Below are 22925 nucleotides of genomic sequence, written 5' to 3'. Positions count from 1 at the left end.
CATTTCCATTACAGAACCTTCTCCACTACTATGGCTTCTGCTGACTTCTCACAGTTCGTTGTTACTAGGTTTTCCCTCTGTGAGACCTCACGGGATAAGTCGTCAGTCTTTCCTCGTCTACCTGCCTAATTTACTTACATAAGTTACGTTTGCCTTTTGGACTTCGTGACTTTGGGCCCACTCATCCTTTATGTAAGCCTTTATATTAGGTTTCTGTACGTCAGGCTACGATTTTGCTATTGCTTCTTCTCGCCATCACCTCACGGTGATAACCTTGCAAGTTGCTATGAGGTTCGTCGGCAACTACGCCCTACGTGGACTTTCACCACAGACTGACGGCATGCCCGTCATACCCATAAAAAACGGTCCCCGTAGAGGAGACCGTTTCCAATAATATTATATATATTATACTAAATTTATTTTGTAAAGTCTTTCTTATAAAGCCGCTATTGCTTCGTAAAGAGCCTTACCTAGTCTCTTACAGCCTTCAACTATTCTTTCATCAGGCATACAAGAATAGTTCATTCTAAAGTGGTTAGCATTTCCACCGTTTGGATAGAATGGTTCACCTGGTACATAAGCAACGTTGTTTGGAAGAACAACATCCCTCATTAACTTAGCTGCATCTATGCCTTCTGGAAGAGTTACCCAAGTAAACAGACCACCATCTGTTCTAGTGAAAGTAACTTCCTTAGGGAAATATTCATCCATAGCATCCATCATAACTGTTCTTCTGTGTCCGTATACTTCCTTGATCTTTTCAACGTGAGCATCAAGGTCATACATTTCTATAAACTTAGCTATTTCCATCTGAGATACTGTAGAAGCCTGAAGGTCAGCTGCCTGCTTAGATATATTGAATTTTTCAATAATTTCTGGTGCTGCTGCAACCCAACCAAGTCTGTATCCTGGACAAAGTATCTTAGAGAATGTACCGAAGAATAGTACTAGACCCTTTTCATCAAATGACTTAAGAGATGGGAATATTTCACCTTCGAATCTTAATTCACCGTATGGGTTATCTTCTGCAACAGGTATTTCATACTTGTTGATGATTTTCATGAATTCTTTTCTTCTTTCTACTGGCCAAGTTCTTCCTGATGGATTCTGGAAGTCTGGTATAACATAGATGAACTTAACATCTGGATTTTCTTCTAATGCCTTTTCTAGTTCAGACATTATCATACCGTCTCCGTCTGTTGGTATTTCTATAAACTGAGGACCATATGCCTTAAATGCATTAAGGGCTCCTAGATAAGATGGACTTTCTACTATTATCTTATCTCCTTCATCAAGGAATACTCTACCCATGAAATCTAGACACTGCTGAGAACCGTTAGTAACTAATATATCTTTAGCTTCAACATTAGTGTATAACTTTCTGTTCATTCTTTCAGCTATAGCTTCTCTTAGTGGTAGGTAACCATCTGTTGCAGAGTACTGCATTGCTGCCTGTCCCTGTTCTTCAAGAACTACTTCAGCAACCTTCTTCATTTCTTCAACTGGGAATAGTTCTGGAGCTGGTAATCCTCCTGCAAATGAGATAACCTCTGGATTAGAAGCTAACTTAAGGATTTCACGAATTGCTGAACCTTCCGCATTTTCAAGTCTTTTTGCAAATTTTACTGCCATTTTAAAAGCACCTCCATTAATTAAAAACAAAATAATATATCAATTTACTAGCCCTGCATAAGGCAGGGCCTTAAAATTAATTACAAAAACTTTTTAATTCTTTTTTCTGCAGTCTCCCTATCAAGCATGATAACTCTACCGCAATTGTTGCACTTAAATTTTACATCGGCGCCCGTCCTAGTAATAGTAAACTCCTTACTGCCACAAGGATGTTGCTTTTTTAATTCAACAAGAGATCCCACCTTTAAATCCAAGGCCATAAAATCCCTCCTTTAATCCTCTATCTTTATTGCCTCTCTACTCCCATCTTCATTTTTGACTATATGGAAGATACCTCTTCTTTCAAGAGAGTTGTCTGTCATAATGACATTGATTCTATCAAAGTCATCATAATCAAATTTAATAGATAGACCACAGCTAGCTGCAATCTCTCTAGGTGTTGGAAGAGTCATTATCTTAAGTCCCTCAGACTCAAGTAACTTCTCAGTCCTTATTGCATGATGTGTCGAGTTAAATGACACTACATAAAAATCGTTCATATATTCCCCTATCCTATTGTTACTACCTTTGATGCTGATTTCATATTCTCAACTATTGTGTACATATTAGTTATAGAACCAACCTTCAACTCATCCTTAAGACCATAGTAGTCAAGACAAGTACCACAAGAAAGTATCTCAACTCCCTTTGATTCAAGAGTTTTGATATGTTCAACTGTGGCTTCGTTGATAGTAGTAAGTTCTACACCACTATTTAAGAATAATATAGATTTTGGTAAAGGAGATGCTTCAGTCTGCGCAAATAAAAATCCCTTTATAAGAACAGCACCTAATTCATCATTTCCACTACCTATTTTATTGCTCATAATGGCTATAACTTCTCCTCTACCACTTGGTAGGTCACAAGTTATATCTTCATCATTGATGTCTATATTTACATTCTCACCCTTTTTAATCCTAATAACTGTAACTGGTCCATCCTCGCTTACTACTTCAGCTTCACAGTTCAAAGATTTAGCGAATTTGATAACATTTTCCCTAGGAGCTACATCATCTACTGTAACCTCAACTACTCCAGATTCTATTTCTTCTAGAGCCTTCTTTGTTTTTATAACTGGCATTGGGCAAGCTAGACCCTTTGCGTCTACTTTAATATCCATTAAAGCTCCTCCTCTCAAAAGTTTGATTGCACTTCTACATACATCATAACACAATATTCAGATTATTTACATATGATTAATAAAAATTTTTGTTTAAATAAGCATTTTTTTTTATAGATAGTTGAAAAAATATTACTATTAAATATATGGTTTTCTATACTATACATCCTAATATTGTCTCCAACAACTACAAAAAATATAGCAATTGTGGTATAGTTATCCTTAAGGTTGGTATATTATTATTAAGATAGTATACTTATTTATGTATTGTGTTTATTAGTTAAAAATACAAGGAGGTAATTGTGAAAATAAAAAATACGATTAAATATCTAGTACTGGTTGCTACACTTACAATAACTGCTGGTTTTGCAGTAGGATGTCAGTCACAAAAAGGTCAGGCGAGCTCCCAGAACAAGCAGGAACAAGACAAGGAAGGAAACAAGGATGTTCAAAAGGACAACATTGAAACTAGCGATAGAGAAACATCATCAACAAAGGATGAAGACGGGAAAAAATCAACTAAAAAGAAATCTGATAAGTCAAAAGGGGAAGATAAGGCTATAACAGCAGACCTAAAAGAAATAACTTATTACACTTATGATATCAATACAGAAAAACTTACACCACATACAAAGTTGGTAAACGAAATAAGCGTTGGAAATATAATGAAGGAACTATCAGCAAATGGTGTAATACCAAAAAATGCCCAGGTAAATACTGCCAAGGTAGTAACAGTTGATGGAATCAGGACCCTAAATGTTGACGTAAATGATGCATTTGTAAACTTCGACCAGGGATCAAGTGCTGAGAGCCTTTCACTACAGGCCTTCACAAACAGTATGGTAAAGACATTCAAGGTAAAGCAGGTCAAGCTAACAGTTGAAGGAAAGAATTATTCAGGCGGTCATATAGCCCTAAAAGACAATGAATATTTAAAGTTTAAATAGACTATAGTTTTCATTAAACTTACATACAATAAATTTAATAAGGGGGTAAATAAATGATTTATTTAGACAATGCTGCCACAACATACCCAAAGCCAGAAAAAGTCTACGAAACAATAGACGACTGCATGAGAAATTACTGTGCAAATCCTGGTAGGTCTGGTCATAAGATGGCCTATAAGTCAGCCATGGTAGTTGAGGAGACTAGGGACAAGCTAGCTAAACTATTCAATATCAAAAACCCAATGGACGTAGTATATACTTTCAATGCTACAGACTCATTAAACCTAGCAATTAAGGGTCTACTAAAAACTGGTGACCATGTAGTAACAACCACTATGGAGCATAACTCAGTCCTAAGACCTATTATGCAGCTGGAAAATATAGGTGTCAGTCATACATTTGTAAAGGCAGATTCTGAGGGTAGGGTAAATCCCGTAGATATAGAAGAAGCAATTAACGAAAATACAAAGCTTATAATCACTACCCATGCTTCAAATGTTGTAGGAACCCTTGTAGATATCAAGGCTATAGGCCAAATAGCTAAAAATCATGACATAGTATACTTGGTAGATGCTTCTCAATCTGCTGGTGTATATGATATAAATATAGGTGAAATGAATATAGATATGTTGGCAATGCCTGGACACAAGTGTCTACTTGGACCTCAGGGAACAGGAGTCTTATATGTCAACAACAAGATAAGACTAGAAAGCCAAAGGGAGGGTGGAACAGGTTCTCATTCAGAGGAGATAGTCCAGCCAAACCTATATCCTGACAAGTATGAGTCAGGTACCCACAATACACCTGGTATAGCAGGCCTTGGAGCTGGGGTAGACTTTATCCTAGAGACTGGCATAGACACTATACGTAGACATGAAGAAGAGCTTACACAGTACTTTATAGACAATATATCAAACATAGAAAATGTAATCTTATACGGTCCAAAATCCGCCAAAGAAAGGGCAGCAGTTGTTGCCATCAATATAGGGGATATGGACTCAGGAGAAGTCACATTTAGGCTAAATTCTGAGTTTGACATAGCTACAAGATCAGGAATCCACTGTGCTCCACTTGCCCATCAGACAATAGGGACAATAAGGCAGGGAGCTGTGAGATTTAGCTTTGGCTACTTTAATACTAAGTCTGATGTAGATAAGGCTATTGAGGCTTTAAAAATTATAGCTAAAGATTATAAATAATTATAGGGAATATTTTAAAGGAAGTATTACTTATGCTTGTTTGTAACCTGTCGATTAAATAAATTATTTAACGCCAATGGTTATTTCACAAGCACAGTTTATACTTCCTTTTTATAAACCTTTTTTAGTTTTTGAAATCTTTGCTATAAATATTTAAAGTCAATTACTAAGTGATATAAGAGATCACTAATCCGCTTATTATCTATTAAAGTGGATTTTTTGATGGTTTTCCAGCCTTACGTGGGTATTTTATCGGTGTATTTTTTTCTTTCTTAAATATCAAGACTGTATGTTTTAGTTCTTCATCTGGTAGGTCAACCTCTATAAGCTCTACTAGTTTGACTCCCAATATTTTGATGGCATTTTGTGCCTCTTCCAGTTCCTTGACTGCATTTGGTCCCTTTAGGCAGATAAAGAAGCCTCCTATTTTTACAAATGGTACGCATAGCTCAAGTAACACTGGCAGATTGGCTACAGCCCTTGCAGTCGCTATATCAAACTTTTGGCGGTAGTCCTTGTTCTGACCTATCTCCTCTGCCCTACCGTGGACATAGTCTATATCATCAAATCCAATTCCCCTTCCTACCTCTTTTAAAAAGTTTATCCTCTTGTTTAAGGAATCAAGTAGGGTAAGTTTAATATCTGGATTGGCGATCTTAAATGGTAGGCCTGGAAATCCAGCTCCTGTACCAACGTCTATTACCGACAAGTCTCCAGTCAGGTAGCCATGCTTAAATATGGCAACTGAATCTAGGAAGTGCTTGATATATACCTCTCTTTGGTCTGTGATACCGGTAAGATTCATATGCTGGTTAAAATCAACTAGGATCTCCCTGTAGGTTTCAAACCTATCAAGCATGATATCATCACAATCTATCTTGTAGTTTTTAAGTCCGTCTCTTAGCAGTTTAATATTCTCTTCTGACATTGATTCCTCCTATTTTATTACTTTTCAGACCTATTAGCCCTTCTCTTCTGTTCTAGGTATATCAGTAAGACTGATATGTCTGCTGGTGATACTCCTGATATTCTAGATGCCTGACCTATTGACGATGGCTTGATATCATTTAACTTCTGTCTTGCCTCAAGTCTTAATCCCTCAATCTCATCATAGTTCATGTCTTCTCTAAGTTTCTTGTTTTCAAGCTTTCTGAACTGGTCTATCTGCTTCATCTGCTTGTCTATATAGCCCTCATACTTGATGACTATAACAGCCTGGTCTTTGACTTCATCTGATAGATCAAGGTCACTTGCCTTTCCTAGGTCTTCTAGGACTGAATAGTCTATCTCTGGTCTTTTTAGGAATTCATAAAGTGATATACCATTGTTCAGTAGAGCATACCCTCTTTCTTCTAGGTAGGCATTGGCTTCATTTGGAGTGACTCTGTCCCTTCTAAGCCTGTCTATTTCAGCCTCTATCTTGGCCTTTTTAGCCTGGTACCTGTCATATCTTTCCTGAGTGACTAGTCCAATATCATAGCCCTTTTGAGTAAGTCTTGCATCTGCATTGTCCTGTCTTAGGTAGAGCCTATATTCTGCCCTTGAAGTCATCATCCTATAAGGTTCATTAGTACCCTTGGTTACAAGGTCATCTATAAGCACACCTATATAGGCTTCTGACCTATCCAATATAAATGGTTCTTCTCCTCTGATCTTAAGTACTGCATTGATACCCGCTATTATCCCCTGGGCTGCAGCCTCTTCGTAGCCTGACGTACCATTGAATTGGCCAGCTGAAAACAGGTTCTCTACTCCCTTTATTTCAAGGTTTTGCTTTAGCTTGGTAGGGTCTATACAGTCGTATTCTATGGCATAGGCAGGTCTCATAATCCTTGCATTCTCAAGGCCCTTGATAGTCCTATACATCTTGGTCTGTATCTCCATAGGGAATGATGTAGACACTCCCTGTATATACATCTCCTTGGTATCTAGACCCTCTGGCTCAATAAACAACTGGTGGGTCTGCTTGTCTGAGAACTTTACTATCTTATCCTCTATAGATGGGCAGTACCTAGGTCCTGTTCCCTCTATATTACCTGAATACATGGCTGACCTATGTATATTTTCCTGGATCAATTGCTTTGTCTCAGTAGTGGTCCTAGTAAGGTAGCAGGTAATCTGGTCTTTTTCTATATCTTCATTCATAAATGAGAAAGGAGTTACTTTTTCATCTCCAAGCTGTGGCTCCATAACAGAAAAATCTATAGAATCCCTATGTACCCTAGCTGGAGTACCGGTCTTAAACCTCCTCATATCAAGTCCTAGTTCCACTAGAGAATCTGTTAGCTTCTTGGCATAGTTAAGCCCATTTGGTCCCTCATCAAAAGTATCGTGGCCTACAAATATCTTAGACTTTAAGTATACTCCTGTGCACAGGATAGTCATCTTAGACCTGTATATATTTCCCAGTCTTGTAACAACACCTAGGACCTTCTTTTCCTCATGTAAAATTTCTTCTACCTCATCCATTACTAGGTCTAGGTTATCCTGATTTTCTATCGTTTCCTTCATAACCCTATGGTATAAGTTCTTGTCAGTCTGGGCCCTTAGTGAGTGGACTGCCGGTCCCTTGGCTGTATTTAACATCCTTGACTGGATATATGTTTCATCTATGTTTAGGCCCATCTGCCCACCTAGGGCATCTAATTCCTTTACAAGCTGTCCCTTACCTGTTCCACCGATTGATGGGTTGCATGGTAGGGCTGCTATTGAGTCTAGTGACATAGTAATCATCAGGGTCTTCATACCCATTCTTGCAGATGCAAGGGCTGCCTCACAACCAGCATGACCTGCACCGACTACAACTATGTCATAATTTCCTGATTCGTATCTTTCCTTCATATATTTTCCTCTCTATTACTTACCTATACAGAAGTTCTTGAATATAGTATCAAGTAGGTCTTCTGTAACTGTATCTCCATTTATAAATCCTAGGCTGTCCCAGGCATCCTTTAAATCTACCCCTATAAAGTCATATGACATATGGTCTTCTAGCCCCTTTATAGCGTCATTTATCGAATTCATGGCCTTGTAGATGGCATCCTTATGCCTTGTGTTGGTGATCATTACATCACCCTTATTTGAGACCCTACCCTCGTATACCATGGTTTCTATCTTGTCGTGGATACTTTCAAGTCCCTTGTTTTCCATAGCAGATATATGTATTATATTTTCCTCTGCTATATATTCTTTGACCTTATCCATATCAAGTCTAGACTCTAGGTCTATCTTGTTGATAAGAACTAGGGTCTTTTTAGGGTTGATGGCATCCAAAATCTCTAGGTCATCTTCTTCTAATTCTCTTGAAGAGTCAAGCACCACCAATACTAGGTCTGATGACTTCATATGGTCTCTGGACTTTTCTACACCTATTTTTTCAACTATATCGTCTGTCTCCCTGATACCTGCAGTATCGACTATTTTTAGGGGTATACCTTTGATATTTACAAATTCCTCTATTACGTCTCTTGTAGTACCAGCTATCTCCGTTACTATGGCCCTATTTTCTCCAAGTATCCAGTTCATTAGGGATGATTTTCCTACATTCGGCTTACCAAGGATGGCTGTCTTTAGGCCCTCTCTAAGGATTTTACCCGTATCAGAGGTCTCATACATCTTTACTACCTCTTTTTGTATCTGACTAGTCTTGTCTGTTAGTTCCTTGTAGGTAATAAACTCTATATCCTCTTCTGGATAGTCTATAGCAACCTCAACCTGGGCTAGGACCTCAGTTATCATATTTCTAAGGCTCCTTACCTTTTGGGACAAGGCCCCCTCTAGTTGGGTCTGGGCTATATCATGGGACTGGTCAGTCTTGGCGTTTATAATATCTATTACAGCCTCTGCCTGAGAAAGGTCTATCCTGCCATTCAAAAATGCCCTTTTGGTAAACTCACCTGGGTCAGCCAGTCTAGCCCCCTTTTTTAGCACTAGTTCCAATATCTTCTTTACAGATATGAAACCACCATGGCAGTTGATCTCGACTACATCCTCTGCAGTATATGAATTGGGTCCCTCCATGCGGGCTATCAATACTTCATCTATGACCCTATCAGAGTCGACTATATTACCGTAAACTAGACTCCTGTTTGGATAGTCTAGCAGATTTTCCTTGTAAAATGGCTTGAATATACTACTCGCTATAGCTATAGAATCAGCACCACTGATCCTTATAATACCTATACCACCCTCACCAGGGGCTGTTGCTATTGCGGCAATTGTATCGTCGATAAACATCTAATCCTCCTTATCTTTTCATAATTTATATATTATCTAAGTCCTGATATTCAAAATTACTTAACCTTTTGATTATACCATATATACCACAAAAATATCAGTATGATGCCATATAATTCAATACTTTAGGTCTAAAATAACAATTTTATAGCTACTTGATATGATTTGATTTAAATATTAGCTCAGACTTAAGATGTAAATATTAGATTAGACTTAAAAAGTATAAGGATAAAATATAGGGATAAGGACCAAGTAATTATTTATAAAATAAGCTATAGATATCTATATTATCATTGAAAACTATTTCTTGTTCCTATATAATAAAGTTGTACTAATATTCGTAAAAAATAGAATAAACCGGGGTTTTAATTTGTCTTTTATTTTTGTCCGGTTTTTCTATTTATTGGGAAGGGACGATAGCCATGGTAAACAATATAGTAACAAACCTAGAGGTTGTAGAATCAATGTTATACTACTGGTCTTCAGTAGCAGATAGGGAAAAAGTAAATGAAAGCTTTTTTGTAGATGTAGCCAATATGGAGGCCATGAAATTAATCCAAACTGAAGATTTCAATGGAGAATCTATCAGAAAAGTACTTAGCTCAATCCAGAATAGGGAGCTACTTTCAGCAGCCACTAAGCCTGAAAAAAGATTCTGGTCAAAAAATATGTGGATAGCAGAAGACGTATCTATAGCCACTAAAATGGCTCAACCTATAAAGGTCCTAAATGTGGATGACCTAGTTGAAAAATTAAACGAAAAATACCCTGATTTTAATCAGGAAAAAATCGTAGTACACTTTACTCCTCTTCACAGAGACCCTTATTATATCAAGGACGGCCAGATAATCATCAACTTCTTTATGATCTATTTTGATGAAAATGACCAGGCAGTTATTGACGGACAGAATATCAAGGACTATGTATTCGATAGACTTTGCGAGCTTGCAGAGGCTTAATTAAAGAATTTTTAGGGTGGGAGATTTATCTTCCACCTAAATTTTATGTATTTATAGGAGGCCCTTATGAAATTTTTTGTATTTGATATAGATGACACCCTGTACGACCTCAAAGACCCCTTTGTAATGGCCTTTGAAAAAATGTTTGGCTACCTGCCGCATGATATTGATGACCTCTTCTTGGACTTTAGAAAATACAACAACCAAATCTATGACAAGGCCCTAAATGGTCAAATTACAATGACTCAGATGTGTAACTACAGGGCTCAAAAATCCTTTTATGACTACGGTATTATACTTGATGAGTCTAGTGCCCAAAAATTTCAGAGGACCTATGAATCAGTCAAAAACAATATCACGGTAAACAAGCACATACTAGACCTTATGGATAGGTTAAAGTCAAATAATATACCCATGGGTATAATTACAAACGGACCAACTTACGACCAAAATATGAAAATAGACTATCTAGGCCTTAGGTCTTATTTTGATCCAGACCTGATACTAGTATCAGAAGAGGTAGGATTTCACAAGCCAGATAAGGCAATATTCGATGAAATGAAAAATAGGATATGTAATAAATACAATTGCCCAAGTCCTGAAATATACTATATGGGCGACTCCTACGATAATGACATTGTCGGTGCAAAAAAAGCCGCCTACAATACAATTTGGCTCAACCATAGGAGGGTGGCTCCCCTAGACTTAAGCGTAGTTGACTACCACCTGACAAGCTATTCAAGCATAAGTATCTTTATGGATATATTTTAAGCCCACCTATAAATAGGCTCAATCAAATAGACTGACGACATGGAGTCATATAAAAAAGGACCCTCCAAGAAATTATCTTGGCTGGTCCTTTATTTTTAGCGCTTATTCTTACACTCTATTACTACTCTCCTGTATGGGTCTGTTCCCTCACTATAAGTGATGACATACCTATCATTCTGAAGGGCTGAATGTATGATCCTTCTCTCATATGGATTCATATAATCTAGCTTCTTAGTCCTTCTCGTCTTGGCAACCTCTCTAGCTGCCTTGTAGCAATATCTCTTTAATGATTCTTCCCTCTTTTTTCTGTAGTTTTCAATATCTACAAAAACCCTAGTCTTAGAATCCTTGTTTACCCTGTTTAGGGCAAGTCCAGTAAGGAACTGGATAGCATCCAATGTATCTCCCCTTCTACCTATTAGGCAGCTTGCTTGATCACCAGATATCCTAACCTTCATAAGGTTGTCCTCTACCTTGATGTCAACATCGGCATCCACATCGGCATTTTTCAATAATGTCTCAACAAAATCTCTTGCTACCCTTACTTCATCTTCCTGAGTTATGTTTACTGTTTCTTTATCTTCTAATATTTCCTTGTTTTCTACTTCATTCTTAGCCTTGGCTTCCTCTTTTTGAGTAAGCTTTGGACTAATTTTTTCTTCTTTGACAATAACCTTGTCTTCAACTAATTTGTAAGTAAGTTCATAGATTCCGTCTTTCGAACCAAGTCCCAAAAATCCCTTACTTGGCTTTTGCTTTACCAAAACCTCAATACTTGATCTTTCAGCATTTGTAGATTCCAGTAATTTCTCAACAGCTTCATCTGAACTCTTTGCGTAAATTACCTTTGATTCCACTATAATTACCTCCTACAAGCTATTACTTACTGATCTTTCCATTTGCCTTAAGCTCTTTCTCCCTAATCAGCTTGTCCTTTAAAGGCTTTGTGATTATCTTATGCTGTAGGACAGAGAATAAGTTTGACACTGTCCAATAAAGAGTTAGGGCTGCTGGGAAAGAGAATCCCCAGAATAGTGATAAGGCTGGCATCATGTAGTTCATAACCTTCATTGATCCCTGCATCTGGTCCTTTGGTACTGTAACCATCTGCATAACATAGGCACTCACACCAGATAAAATAGCTAGTATGTAGTCTGGTTTTGTAAGAGATTTCACCCATACAAAGCCTACATTAGCTGCATCAAATGCTTGTTTTGTTTCGAATACTCCATACTTCATTGGGTCCCTAAACACCCAGAATAGAGCAAACAATATTGGTAACTGTACAAGCATTGGCAGACAACCTGAAAGTGGGTTGATATCTGACTCCTTGTATAGTTTAGATATTTCTTCGTTTTGCTTCTCAGGTTTGTTCTTGTACTTAGCCTGAATCTCCTTGATTTTTGGATTGATTTCAGACATGGCAAAAGTCGATTTTGTCTGCTTTACCATAAGCGGCATCAAGATAATCTTGACCAATATAGTAAAGAGGATAATCGCAAGACCGTAGCTACCTACAGCTGTGTGGATAGCCTTTAGTACTAAACCTAAAGCATTTGCTATATGTCCCATTAAAACCTCCTAATTTTTACCTCAACTTTTGAGATAGACCTTCTATTTCAAAGGGTCGTAACCACCAGGGTGAAAAGGGTGACACTTAGATACTCTTTTAATTGTCAACCACAGTCCCTTTAGAAAGCCATACTTTTTAAATGCTTGTATAGAATATGAGGAACAAGTAGGATAAAACCTACAAGTCGGCCCCTTTAGAGGAGATATATAGAGTTGGTAGAACCTCACTAGGCCTACTGCTCCCCTTACCAATAGGTTTGAACAAGCCCTTATAAATCGCCTTATCAAACTCATATCACTACCTCCAACTAGTCCTATACCATTTTGGCCTTTTTCGCTAGGTACTTGATAGATTTTTCTATATCGTGGTAGCTAGCATCTGAGCTATTTACCCTCGCTATAAATATGTAGTCGTATCCACCCTTGACATATGGGTCTATATTCAACCTATAAGCCTCCTTGATGTACCTCCTAAGTTTATTTCTAACGTGGGCCTTACCTACCTTCTTGGATATAGAAATACCAATCCTAGATTTTTCTTTTTTATTTTTCATCTTATAGACTACTAAATTTCTGTCGGCCATTGATTTACCACTTCGGTAAATCCTCCTGAATTCAGGATCCTTTTTGATTCCATCTGTGTTATTAAAATGCATAACAAGCTCCATCTTTTTTGCCCTGCTAAATATTACAAAAAAAACCACTTAACAAGTGGCTTTTTAATATCTGATACTTAGCAAAAGCTTAGCTAACTTCTTATTAGTGAGTTAGTCTATTTCTTCCCTTAGCTCTTCTTCTCTTTAAAACATTTCTTCCATTTGTTGTTTTCATTCTTTTTCTGAATCCATGTTCTCTTTTTCTCTGTCTTTTCTTTGGCTGATAAGTTCTCTTCATGACCAAACACACTCCTTTCTTTTAATCCTTAATTGTAAACATAACACTATAATTATAAGTATTTCAAGTCGAATTGTCAATTACATTTTAATATTTTTATAAGATTTTTACCTATATTTTAAGCTTGTCAAAAATATAGGTCTAGTTTTTCCACATCGGTAAATAAATTTTATGCGAAAAAATATTTTTTTATATTTTTTCCACAACGATATACTGAATTTGTTAATAGATTAATTCACATTATACACAACATATAGATTACAATCTTATCAACTTATACTTATCCACAAAAATGTGGACAACTTTGTGGACAACTCTATATTTATATTGTGTATAATAGATATTAACAATAAATCAAGCCATGTTATCTTATTGATAAGTATCCAGATATTATTCACATACACTGTTTATAATATCTCATTTTGGACTTATAAATTATATCATGAAAGTTATCAACAGAATTAATATACATTTATTGCACAGATTTATACCATTTTATATAAGGAGGTTGATTAATACAAGATGGATGCTAACAAATTATGGATCTCTACTAAACAAAAATTAAAGGGAGAATTTCCAAAGAACCACTTTGACCTATATTTTGAAGACAAGAATGTAGTTCCAGTTGACATTATAGACAATGTTTTCTATTTAATGGGAGAAAAAAGGGTTAAACACTTTTTCGAGGTTCAGCAAAAGGACAAGCTGCTGGAGACTTTTTCACTCTTGGCAGTAAACATAAACGACATAGTAGTGCTTACAAACGAAGAGGATGCCAACAGAATTAGACTAAATTCTATTAATAATAAGGAAAAATCAGAGGACCTGGATACAGATAAGGACAAGGGTATACTAGAGCTTGCAAATACTCTAGCCAACTCAAACCTAAATCCTAAATATACATTCGATACCTTTGTATCAGGACCAAATAACAACATAGCACTAGCTGCCAGTCTAAGTATGGCTGGTTTGAACAACAACTTAAAAGGGAAAAACCCCCTATACCTATACGGAGGTGTAGGACTTGGCAAAACCCACCTAATGCAGGCAATAGGTCATGAAATCATAAGAAAAGATCCATCAAAAAAGGTCTTGTATGTGACTTCAGAGACATTCACAAACGACCTTATCATGTCCCTAAAAAACAATACACCAGAGACATTTAGGCAAAAATACAGGTCTGTAGACGTACTGATGGTCGATGATGTCCAGTTCTTTTCCGGCAAAAACTCTACTCAGGAAGAGCTATTCCATACCTTCAACGTACTTCAGGGCCAGAACAAGAAAATCATATTTACAAGTGATAAGTATCCAAAAGACATATCAGGTCTTGAAGATAGGCTGACATCTAGATTTGGCTCAGGTGCAGTATTTGACATACAGCCACCAGAATTTGAGACAAGGGTAGCCATCCTTCAGAAAAAGGCCCAGGACGAAAATATGTCAGTAGATATGGATATAATCTACTATATAGCAGAAAATGTAAAGTCAAATATAAGAGAGCTTGAAGGTGCCTTGAACACTGTATCTTTCTATGCGAGTATAGCAGGAAGAAAAATAGACCTAGATACAGCTAGGGAGGCCCTAAAAAATCAGATTATCTCCTACAATACAAAGGAAACTAATATACTTAGGATAAAGGAAACTGTAGCAGATGCCTACAATGTAACAGTTGAAGAGCTTGACTCAAAGAAGAGAAGTAAGAATATAGCATTCCCTAGACAGGTTGCCATGTACCTTGCAAGAAACCTTCTAGACAAGTCCCTTCCTAAGATAGGTGAAGAGTTCGGTGGAAGAGACCATACTACTGTTATGCATGCCATAAAGAGAATTGAAGACGAGATAGAAAAAGACGATATGACTAGGATGAGGATTGAAAAAATAACATCTGATCTTAATGGATAATATTCAAGTTGGTAGATTTTAAGTACAAAGGATATCTACATTATCCACGTTAATAAAATGTTAATAATTTTAGGATATTTACTTATCAACATTTGCACATTTTATAAATGGAGAATTCAGTAGTTTATCTACATGTTTTTTTACAGGCCTACTTGCCTATATTTCAAGCTTTTAGGTAGTTTTATACACAATCTACAGGCCCTACTACTTATACTACTAAAATATATATTTTATTTATATGTATTAAAGGATTTTTTATTATCAAAAAGGAGGAAATTAAATTGAAACTTATATGTGGACAAAAGAAACTTGCCAATGCTATTAATAATGCTCAAAAGGCAATAAACAATAGAACAACTATAGAACTTTTAAGGGGAATACTATTCTCAACTAAAGAAGATATGTTGACTGTAACAGGATACGACAATGAACTATGTATAGAAACAAAGATAGATGCCAGTGTAAGCAAGGCTGGAAAGATTGTAGTAAACTCTAAATTAGTCGGAGATATAATAAGAAAGTTGCCAGACTCAATGGTGTCTATAGAGGTAGATGAAGACTATAATATGTTTATTTCATGCCTAAACTCTAGGTACAAGATAAAGGGAATAAATGCAGAAGAATTCCCAGTGGTTGCAGATCTTGAAACTGAAAAGATGATCAAGTTCAACCAGGCTGAAATGAGACATATGATAAGACAGACCGTATTTGCTACAGCAAATGAGCCTGTTAACCCAATACTTGCTGGTGAATTGATAGAAGTCAGCGAGGGTCATATAAATATGGCTGCCGTAGATGGCTATAGGTTGGCTGTTAGAAAATCTATCCTAGAAGATTCAAGCAGCGATGATATAAGTGTAATTGTACCTGGTACCACACTTAACCACCTTAATAGTTTGCTTTCAGATGATGGTGACTTCTATATGGGAGTTGACCCAAAGAACATAGTATTCGTACTTGGCAATACAAAGATAACAGCAAGGCTTATGGACGGTAACTTTACAAAATACGACAGTCTCCTTCCTAAGGAATATATGTCTAAGGTATTGGTAAATACTAGAAATCTTAGAGAGTCTGTTGAAAGAGCAGCCCTACTATTTTCTTCAGAAAAGAACAATATAATAAAGGTTTCTGTTTCAAGTGGTATGATGGTTATAACTGCCAACAATGAAAATGGAAATGCCTATGAAGAAATAAATATAGAACTTGAAGGAGAGGACCTTGAAATAGCATTCAACTCTAGATATTTCTTAGATGGAATAAAGAATATAGATTCTGAATTTATAGAAATAGAACTAGGTGGACCTGTTAATCCATGTATTATAAAGCCAGTAGATGGAGTTGAATATATTTACCTTATACTTCCAGTTAGGGTTAGCAACTAATAAAATTACCAAGTCTGAAAATAAGCGATACAATACTAGTGTCGCTTATTTTTAATTTAATTAAGTAATGTAGAATTCACAAAAATACATGGAAATATGGTATAATATTATATTGTATATAAAGCAAAATTGCCTGTATACACGTTTAATATAATTAAAATTTATTCAATAAGTTTTAATAGTCATGTATTTTTAGTATATTGCATATGGGATTTTGAATTAGGAGAAAATATGAAAAATATAAAGATTGAGTCGGAATTTATAAAGCTTGACCAGTTTTTAAAATTAGCAGATATAGCTAGTACTGGTGGAGAAGCCAAGGTTATGATTATGTCTGAAGATATAAAGGTCAACTCACAAGTTGCAACTCAGAGAGGTAAAAAGCTAGTAAGGGGAGACATAGTAACTTATATGAACGATGACTATATGGTAAAGTAGGTGTAGTTTTGCATATAAATAGTCTTAAATTGGTAAACTATAGAAATTATAATGATTTATCAGTTGATTTTAACGAGCATATAAACTTAATACTGGGAAAAAATGGACAGGGAAAGACCAACATAGTCGAGTCTTTGACCCTGATAGCCATAGGTAAGTCATTTAGGACTAGTAAGGACAAGGAACTGATAAAGTTCGACAAGGATAGCCTGTATATAGGGTGTTCATTTACTAGAAATAATATAGACAAGAAGATAGAGATCGCCATAGCCAAGGATAAAAAAGGCATCAAGGTCAATGGCGTATCTGTAAAGTCTATTCAGGACCTACTTGGCAACCTTAATGTTGTTATTTTTTCTCCTGAAGACCTTAAGCTAATAAAGGATGGCCCCAAGGAAAGACGTAGCTTTATAGACAAAGAAATAAGCCAGATTATGCCTAGATACTATTCTATATTGACTAGTTACAACAAGGTGCTTGACGAGAGAAATAAGCTCCTTAAGAGCCATTATATAGACAGGAACCTACTTGCTGTCTACAGTGAGACTTTGGCTAATTATGCGGCTGAAATATACCTTATCAGGAGAGACTTTGTAGGCAAGTTATCTATAATATCCAGTGACCTACACCAAAAGCTAACCTCTGATAAAGAGGTCTTAAAGATCAGGTACAAGAGCCAGATTGAGGTCACTGACCAAGATGATATAAGGTCTATGAGGGAAAAAATAATAAGCGCCCATGAGGAAAATATCGATCACGATATGCTAAATAGGAATACTAGGATCGGTCCTCATAGGGATGATATAGTTATTTATTTAAATGATATTGATGTTAGGTTATATGGTTCACAGGGCCAGCAGAGAACGGCCTCAATATCCCTTAAGCTTTCAGAAATAGAGCTTATAAAGCAGGAGATAGGAGACTATCCAGTCCTGATACTGGATGATGTCTTTAGTGAACTAGATCAAAACAGGCAGAAAATGCTAGTTGAAAAACTAGAAGACATACAGATGTTTGTTACAACAGCAGACCCCCTACACAAGTTGATACTGGGCAAGGATGATTACTCAGTATTCAACATAGAGGCGGGCAAGGTAGTGGAAATAGAAAATGGAGGTAAATAAATGTCAAAACAGGAATATGGTGCTGATCAAATACAGGTCTTAGAAGGTCTGGAAGCCGTAAGAAAGAGACCTGGTATGTACATAGGTTCAACAGGACCTAGGGGACTTCATCACCTAGTATACGAAGTGGTGGACAATTCTATAGATGAGGCACTAGCAGGAAATTGTTCTGAAATATATATATCCCTAAACGATGATGGCAGTGTAACTGTAAGGGACAACGGTAGAGGTATACCAGTAGAGGTCCACCCCAAGACTGGTCTTTCAACTCTTGAGACAGTTCTTACAGTCCTTCATGCAGGTGGTAAGTTTGGTGGTGGAGGCTACAAGGTATCTGGTGGACTTCACGGAGTTGGTGTTTCAGTAGTAAACGCCCTTAGCGACTGGGTTGTAGCTGAGGTATCAAGAGATGGCAAGCTATACAGACAGAGATACGAAAAGGGTGTTACAAAGACTAAGCTAGAGGTTGTAGATGAAAACCAAAAAGAAAGTGGTACATCTATAACATTTATGCCGGATGCTAGTATTTTTGATGAAGTAGTGTTCAGCTATGAAACTTTGGAATATAGGTTTAGGGAGTTATCATTCCTAAATAGAGTCATCAAGATAGTATTTGATGACAAGAGAAAGGGCCAGGAAAAATCTAAGACTTTCCATTATACTGGTGGTCTAATAGAGTATGTAAAGTACCTTAACAGGACTAAAAATACACTTCATGACCAGATTATATACGTTGACAAGATGCAGGATGACTGCACTATAGAGCTAGCACTTCAGTATACTGATGCCTATAGTGAAAATATATACTCATTTGCCAACAACATAAATACACACGAGGGTGGTGTCCACCTATCTGGATTTAAGACAGCCCTTACAAAGGCTATGAATGACTATGCCAGAAGGAACAACATCCTAAAGGACAAGGATTCAAATCTTACAGGTGAAGATATAAGAGAAGGTATAACAGCAATAGTGTCTGTCAAGCTTCCTGAGCCACAGTTTGAAGGTCAGACTAAGACAAAGCTAGGAAATACCTTTATGAGGGGGATAGTGGATTCTATAGCCAATGAAGAGATAGGTGCCTTTATGGAGGAAAACCCATCTGTAGCAAGAGTGATCATAGACAAGTGTCTAAGGTCTCAGAGGGCTAGGGAGGCTGCCAAAAAGGCCAGGGAATTGACTAGGAGAAAGTCTGTCCTTGAGACTACTTCACTTCCAGGCAAGCTAGCTGACTGTTCAGAAAAATCTCCAGAGAAGAGTGAGATATTCCTAGTCGAGGGTGATTCTGCCGGCGGTTCAGCTAAGGGAGGAAGAGATAGGAATATACAGGCGATACTTCCACTTAGAGGTAAGATACTAAACGTTGAAAAATCAAGGTTAGACAAGATTTTGTCATCAGAGGAAATAAAGAATATGATAACAGCATTCGGCTGTGGTATAGGTGAGGACTTCGACGAGGCCAAGCTGAGATACCACAAGATAATAATCATGACCGATGCCGATGTCGATGGTGCCCACATCAGGACCCTTCTTTTGACATTCTTCTTTAGGTATATGAGACCACTTATAGAGCAGGGCTATGTCTATGCAGCTATGCCACCTCTATTTAAGATTAAAAAGGCAAAGAAGGAGTACTATGCCTATACAGATAGGGAGCTAGGTTCCCTTTTAGATGAAGTTGGTAGACAGGGAACTGAGATATCTAGATACAAGGGTCTTGGTGAGATGAATGCCAACCAGCTTTGGGAGACTACAATGGACCCTGAGCAGAGAATACTTCAGCAGGTTACAATTGAAGACGCCATATTTGCAGACGAGACATTCTCGATGCTGATGGGTGACAAGGTAGCCCCTAGAAGAGAATTTATTGAAGAAAACGCAAAATATGTTAGAAACTTGGATATATAGGGAGGTGGACAAGTAAATGGATACAAATAATAGAATTATTCCCATAGAGATATCAGAAGAAATGAGAAAATCATACATAGACTATTCTATGAGTGTTATCGTAGGTAGAGCCCTACCAGACGTAAGAGATGGTCTAAAGCCTGTCCACAGAAGAATATTATATTCTATGATGGAGCAGGGAATCACTCCAGACAAGCCATACAGAAAGTCAGCCCGTATAGTCGGTGACGTACTAGGTAAGTACCACCCACATGGTGACTCATCTGTATATATGGCTATGGTAAAGATGGCCCAGGACTTCTCAACTAGGGGACTACTAGTTGACGGCCAGGGTAACTTTGGTTCAGTGGATGGTGACAGCCCGGCTGCCATGAGATATACAGAGGCCAGAATGTCAAAGCTTGCCCTAGAGCTTCTTAGGGACATAGAAAAAGAGACAGTAGATTTTGGACCTAACTTTGACGAGTCCTTAGAAGAGCCTATAGTATTGCCAGCTAGGTATCCAAACCTATTGGTAAATGGATCAAACGGTATAGCCGTTGGTATGGCGACATCTATACCACCTCACAACCTAGGAGAGGTAATAGATGCAACAGTCCACTACATAGACAACCAGGATTGTGATGTAGATGAACTGCTTGACTACGTAAAGGGACCAGACTTCCCAACAGCTGCAACTATTGTAGGCTATGACGGTATCAAGCAGGCCTATAAGACAGGTCGTGGCAAGGTGAAGGTAAGGGCCAAGGCAGAGATAGAAGAACTACCTAAGGGTAAGCAACAGATAGTAGTAACAGAGATACCATACCAGGTAAACAAGGCAAGATTGGTTGAAAAGATAGCAGACCTAGTCAAGGAAAAGAAGGTAGAGGGAATATCAGACCTTAGAGATGAGACCAACAGAGAGGGTATGAGAATAGTAATAGAGCTAAAGAGGGATACAAATGCCAATATAGTTCTAAACAACCTATACAAGCACTCTCAGCTAGAGGATACATTCTCAATTATAATGCTTGCTATAGTCGATGGAACACCTAAGATACTCAACCTAAAGCAGGTCCTAGGCTATTACCTAGACCACCAAAAGGATGTAATAACTAGAAGAACTCAGTTCGAGCTTAGAAAGGCACATGCTAGGGCTCATATACTTGAAGGTTTGAAGATAGCCCTAGACAATATAGACAGGGTAATATCAATTATCAGGTCATCTAAGACAGGCCAGATAGCCAAGGATAGATTGATAGAAGAATTTGCCCTATCAGAAATCCAGGCCCAGGCCATATTGGACATGAGACTCCAGAGACTTACAGGTCTTGAAAGAGAGAAAATTGACAAGGAATACAAGGACTTAATGGCTAGGATAGAATACCTTGAGTCAATACTTGCAGATGAATTAAAACTACTTGGAGTAATCAAGGAAGAGATGCTTGCTATAAAGGCCAAGCACGAAGATCCAAGAAGGACACAGATCATACCAGCAGAGGGTGAGTTCGATGTAAAAGACCTATTTGAAGAAGAAGATGTAGCAATCACACTTACTCATTTAGGATATATAAAGAGACTTCCAGCTGATACATATAAGAGTCAGAAAAGAGGGGGAAGGGGTATATCAGCCCTTACAACTAGGGAAGAAGACTTTGTAAGAGAGCTTATATCCACAACAACATATTCAACAATCCTATTCTTTACAAATAGGGGTAGGGTATATAGGTTAAATGCATATGAAGTTCCAGAAGGAAAGAGAACATCAAAGGGAACAGCAATAGTCAACCTACTCCAGTTAAATCCTGGAGAAAAGGTAGCTAGGACAATAACATTTAACTCAGATAACAATACTGGAAATGAGTCAGATTATCTACTTCTGGCAACAAAAAATGGTATAGTTAAAAAGACTCAGATAAGTGAGTTTAAGAATATAAATAAATCTGGTCTAATAGCCATAAACCTAAAGGACGGAGACGAACTGATAGGGGTAAATATGACTGATGGAAACCAGGAAGTAGTACTAGTAACAGAAAATGCAATGTCTATTAGGTTTAATGAAGCAGATGTCAGACCAATGGGTAGGACGGCTACAGGAGTCAAGGGTATAACCCTATCAAAGGACGACAGGGTAGTATCTATGAACCTAATAGGAGAAGGAGACAATCTCCTAGTAGTCAGCCAGAATGGTTTTGGTAAGAGAAGTGATGTAGAAGAGTACAGGCCACAGATAAGAGGTGGCAAGGGGATCAAGACATACAATATCACATCAAAGACAGGTAAAATAGTAGGTTCATCCCTAGTAAATGAAGATGACGAAATGATGATGATAAATTCAAATGGTGTCTTGATAAGGATAAGAGTTAATGAAATTTCTATATTCGGCCGTATAACAAGCGGTGTGAAACTTATGAGGACTGATGAAGAGGTCGAAGTAGTTTCAATAGCCAAGATAAAGGCAGAAGATATAGAAGAAAATTAGGAGGTTGTTAGTATGTCATTTGGGATTAATTCAGCATATGAAAATGATCAGCAAGTTTGGAATGTAGGTCTATCAGGAGAGCTAGATCTATCTTGTTCAGAAGAGTTAAGGATGGAGTTAAACAACAACATTGAATCCAATTTATCTGATATAAATATAGATATGTCTAAACTTAAGTATATAGACTCAACAGGTGTAGGCGTTATAGTAGGTATAATGAAGAACCTAAGGAGCAAGGGCAAGGATATAAAAATATTAAATGCTAGAGATAATGTGAAGAAGATATTTAATATAACAGGACTCGATCAGATAATAAAAATGGAGGGATAGTA

23 protein-coding genes are annotated in these 22925 nt (G+C 37.3%); 11 read left to right on the top strand and 12 right to left on the bottom strand.

The genetic code is table 11. The features are described 5' to 3' along the window. Positions 1-435: 435 nt before the first annotated feature. From F823_RS0105750 to yedF, 4 genes are all read right to left on the bottom strand, one after another. Entirely contained in the window at positions 436-1632 is a 1197-nt protein-coding gene (locus tag F823_RS0105750; RefSeq protein WP_002842975.1) for an aminotransferase-like domain-containing protein, read from the bottom strand. Positions 1633-1712: 80 nt separating this feature from the next. After that, a complete protein-coding gene (locus F823_RS0105745; RefSeq protein ID WP_002842904.1) occupies positions 1713-1892 on the bottom strand; it encodes a DUF951 domain-containing protein in 180 nt (59 codons plus the stop codon). 12 nt (positions 1893-1904) lie between these two features. After that, complete coding sequence (locus tag F823_RS0105740) at positions 1905-2171, bottom strand: putative Se/S carrier protein (RefSeq protein ID WP_002842948.1); 267 nt, start codon at positions 2169-2171, stop codon at positions 1905-1907. A gap of 8 nt (positions 2172-2179) precedes the next feature. Then, positions 2180-2791 (bottom strand): sulfurtransferase-like selenium metabolism protein YedF, encoded by a 612-nt coding sequence (gene yedF / locus F823_RS0105735; RefSeq protein WP_002845369.1) that lies wholly within the window; start codon positions 2789-2791, stop codon positions 2180-2182. A gap of 302 nt (positions 2792-3093) precedes the next feature. Here yedF and F823_RS0105730 point away from each other — a divergent pair, with 302 nt between their 5' ends. Together F823_RS0105730 and F823_RS0105725 are read left to right on the top strand one after the other, a co-directional pair. After that, positions 3094-3738: a GerMN domain-containing protein gene (locus tag F823_RS0105730; RefSeq protein ID WP_002845367.1), complete on the top strand. Its 645-nt coding sequence runs from the start codon at positions 3094-3096 to the stop codon at positions 3736-3738. Positions 3739-3791: 53 nt separating this feature from the next. After that, complete coding sequence (locus F823_RS0105725) at positions 3792-4937, top strand: aminotransferase class V-fold PLP-dependent enzyme (protein WP_002845366.1); 1146 nt, start codon at positions 3792-3794, stop codon at positions 4935-4937. A gap of 205 nt (positions 4938-5142) precedes the next feature. On the opposite strand, the gene rsmG is transcribed toward F823_RS0105725, so the two are convergent. Genes rsmG through mnmE form a run of 3 tightly spaced genes read right to left on the bottom strand, consistent with a single transcriptional unit; the run spans position 5143 to position 9173 of the window. Beyond that, on the bottom strand, positions 5143-5865 hold the full coding sequence (gene rsmG, locus F823_RS0105720) for a 16S rRNA (guanine(527)-N(7))-methyltransferase RsmG (protein ID WP_002845365.1): 723 nt from the start codon (positions 5863-5865) through the stop codon (positions 5143-5145). 17 nt (positions 5866-5882) lie between these two features. Then, positions 5883-7778 (bottom strand): tRNA uridine-5-carboxymethylaminomethyl(34) synthesis enzyme MnmG, encoded by a 1896-nt coding sequence (gene mnmG, locus F823_RS0105715; RefSeq protein WP_002845364.1) that lies wholly within the window; start codon positions 7776-7778, stop codon positions 5883-5885. Positions 7779-7793: 15 nt separating this feature from the next. Continuing rightward, positions 7794-9173, bottom strand: a complete 1380-nt coding sequence (gene mnmE, locus F823_RS0105710) for a tRNA uridine-5-carboxymethylaminomethyl(34) synthesis GTPase MnmE (RefSeq protein WP_002845363.1) — start codon at positions 9171-9173, stop codon at positions 7794-7796. Between the two features lie 422 nt (positions 9174-9595). Between mnmE and F823_RS0105705 the strand changes: the two genes are divergently transcribed. Both F823_RS0105705 and F823_RS0105700 read left to right on the top strand, forming a co-directional pair. Further along, positions 9596-10132 carry a TDE2712 family protein gene (locus F823_RS0105705; RefSeq protein ID WP_002845362.1) on the top strand — a complete coding sequence of 179 codons (537 nt, stop codon included), beginning with the start codon at positions 9596-9598 and terminating at the stop codon, positions 10130-10132. A gap of 66 nt (positions 10133-10198) precedes the next feature. Further along, the gene (locus F823_RS0105700; protein WP_002845361.1) at positions 10199-10903 is read left to right on the top strand and encodes an HAD family hydrolase; all 705 of its coding nucleotides are present in this window, start codon (positions 10199-10201) and stop codon (positions 10901-10903) included. Positions 10904-10998: 95 nt separating this feature from the next. On the opposite strand, the gene jag is transcribed toward F823_RS0105700, so the two are convergent. The 5 genes from jag to rpmH all read right to left on the bottom strand — a co-directional run bounded on the left by jag (position 10999) and on the right by rpmH (position 13369). Then, the gene (gene jag, locus F823_RS0105695) at positions 10999-11760 is read right to left on the bottom strand and encodes an RNA-binding cell elongation regulator Jag/EloR (protein WP_002843040.1); all 762 of its coding nucleotides are present in this window, start codon (positions 11758-11760) and stop codon (positions 10999-11001) included. Positions 11761-11782: 22 nt separating this feature from the next. Next, entirely contained in the window at positions 11783-12475 is a 693-nt protein-coding gene (locus F823_RS0105690) for a YidC/Oxa1 family membrane protein insertase (RefSeq protein ID WP_002843082.1), read from the bottom strand. Between the two features lie 42 nt (positions 12476-12517). Continuing rightward, complete coding sequence (gene yidD / locus F823_RS0105685; RefSeq protein ID WP_002842861.1) at positions 12518-12769, bottom strand: membrane protein insertion efficiency factor YidD; 252 nt, start codon at positions 12767-12769, stop codon at positions 12518-12520. A gap of 20 nt (positions 12770-12789) precedes the next feature. After that, positions 12790-13131 (bottom strand): ribonuclease P protein component, encoded by a 342-nt coding sequence (rnpA, locus tag F823_RS0105680; protein ID WP_026333347.1) that lies wholly within the window; start codon positions 13129-13131, stop codon positions 12790-12792. Between the two features lie 103 nt (positions 13132-13234). Then, positions 13235-13369 (bottom strand): 50S ribosomal protein L34, encoded by a 135-nt coding sequence (gene rpmH, locus F823_RS0105675; protein WP_002843086.1) that lies wholly within the window; start codon positions 13367-13369, stop codon positions 13235-13237. Positions 13370-13891: 522 nt separating this feature from the next. On the opposite strand from rpmH, the gene dnaA reads away from it, so the two are divergent. The 7 genes from dnaA to F823_RS0105635 all read left to right on the top strand — a co-directional run bounded on the left by dnaA (position 13892) and on the right by F823_RS0105635 (position 22923). Then, on the top strand, positions 13892-15274 hold the full coding sequence (gene dnaA / locus F823_RS0105670) for a chromosomal replication initiator protein DnaA (protein ID WP_002842971.1): 1383 nt from the start codon (positions 13892-13894) through the stop codon (positions 15272-15274). A gap of 281 nt (positions 15275-15555) precedes the next feature. Next, positions 15556-16659, top strand: coding sequence for a DNA polymerase III subunit beta (gene dnaN, locus F823_RS0105660; RefSeq protein ID WP_002842964.1), 1104 nt, complete (start codon positions 15556-15558; stop codon positions 16657-16659). Positions 16660-16890: 231 nt separating this feature from the next. Beyond that, positions 16891-17097 carry an RNA-binding S4 domain-containing protein gene (locus tag F823_RS0105655; protein ID WP_002843078.1) on the top strand — a complete coding sequence of 69 codons (207 nt, stop codon included), beginning with the start codon at positions 16891-16893 and terminating at the stop codon, positions 17095-17097. A gap of 8 nt (positions 17098-17105) precedes the next feature. Continuing rightward, positions 17106-18221, top strand: a complete 1116-nt coding sequence (gene recF / locus F823_RS0105650; protein ID WP_019595473.1) for a DNA replication/repair protein RecF — start codon at positions 17106-17108, stop codon at positions 18219-18221. After that, positions 18222-20129 carry a DNA topoisomerase (ATP-hydrolyzing) subunit B gene (gene gyrB / locus F823_RS0105645; RefSeq protein WP_002842935.1) on the top strand — a complete coding sequence of 636 codons (1908 nt, stop codon included), beginning with the start codon at positions 18222-18224 and terminating at the stop codon, positions 20127-20129. It abuts the gene before it with no gap. 16 nt (positions 20130-20145) lie between these two features. Next, positions 20146-22593, top strand: a complete 2448-nt coding sequence (gyrA, locus tag F823_RS0105640; RefSeq protein WP_002845351.1) for a DNA gyrase subunit A — start codon at positions 20146-20148, stop codon at positions 22591-22593. Positions 22594-22605: 12 nt separating this feature from the next. Next, positions 22606-22923 (top strand): STAS domain-containing protein, encoded by a 318-nt coding sequence (locus F823_RS0105635; RefSeq protein ID WP_002845350.1) that lies wholly within the window; start codon positions 22606-22608, stop codon positions 22921-22923. Positions 22924-22925: the final 2 nt, after the last annotated feature.

Origin of the sequence: Peptostreptococcus anaerobius VPI 4330 = DSM 2949, assembly GCF_000381525.1 — a bacterium.
Classification (GTDB): domain Bacteria; phylum Bacillota; class Clostridia; order Peptostreptococcales; family Peptostreptococcaceae; genus Peptostreptococcus; species Peptostreptococcus anaerobius.
Note: the sequence above shows the minus strand (reverse complement) of the source record. Positions and strands in the feature narration are given on the sequence as shown.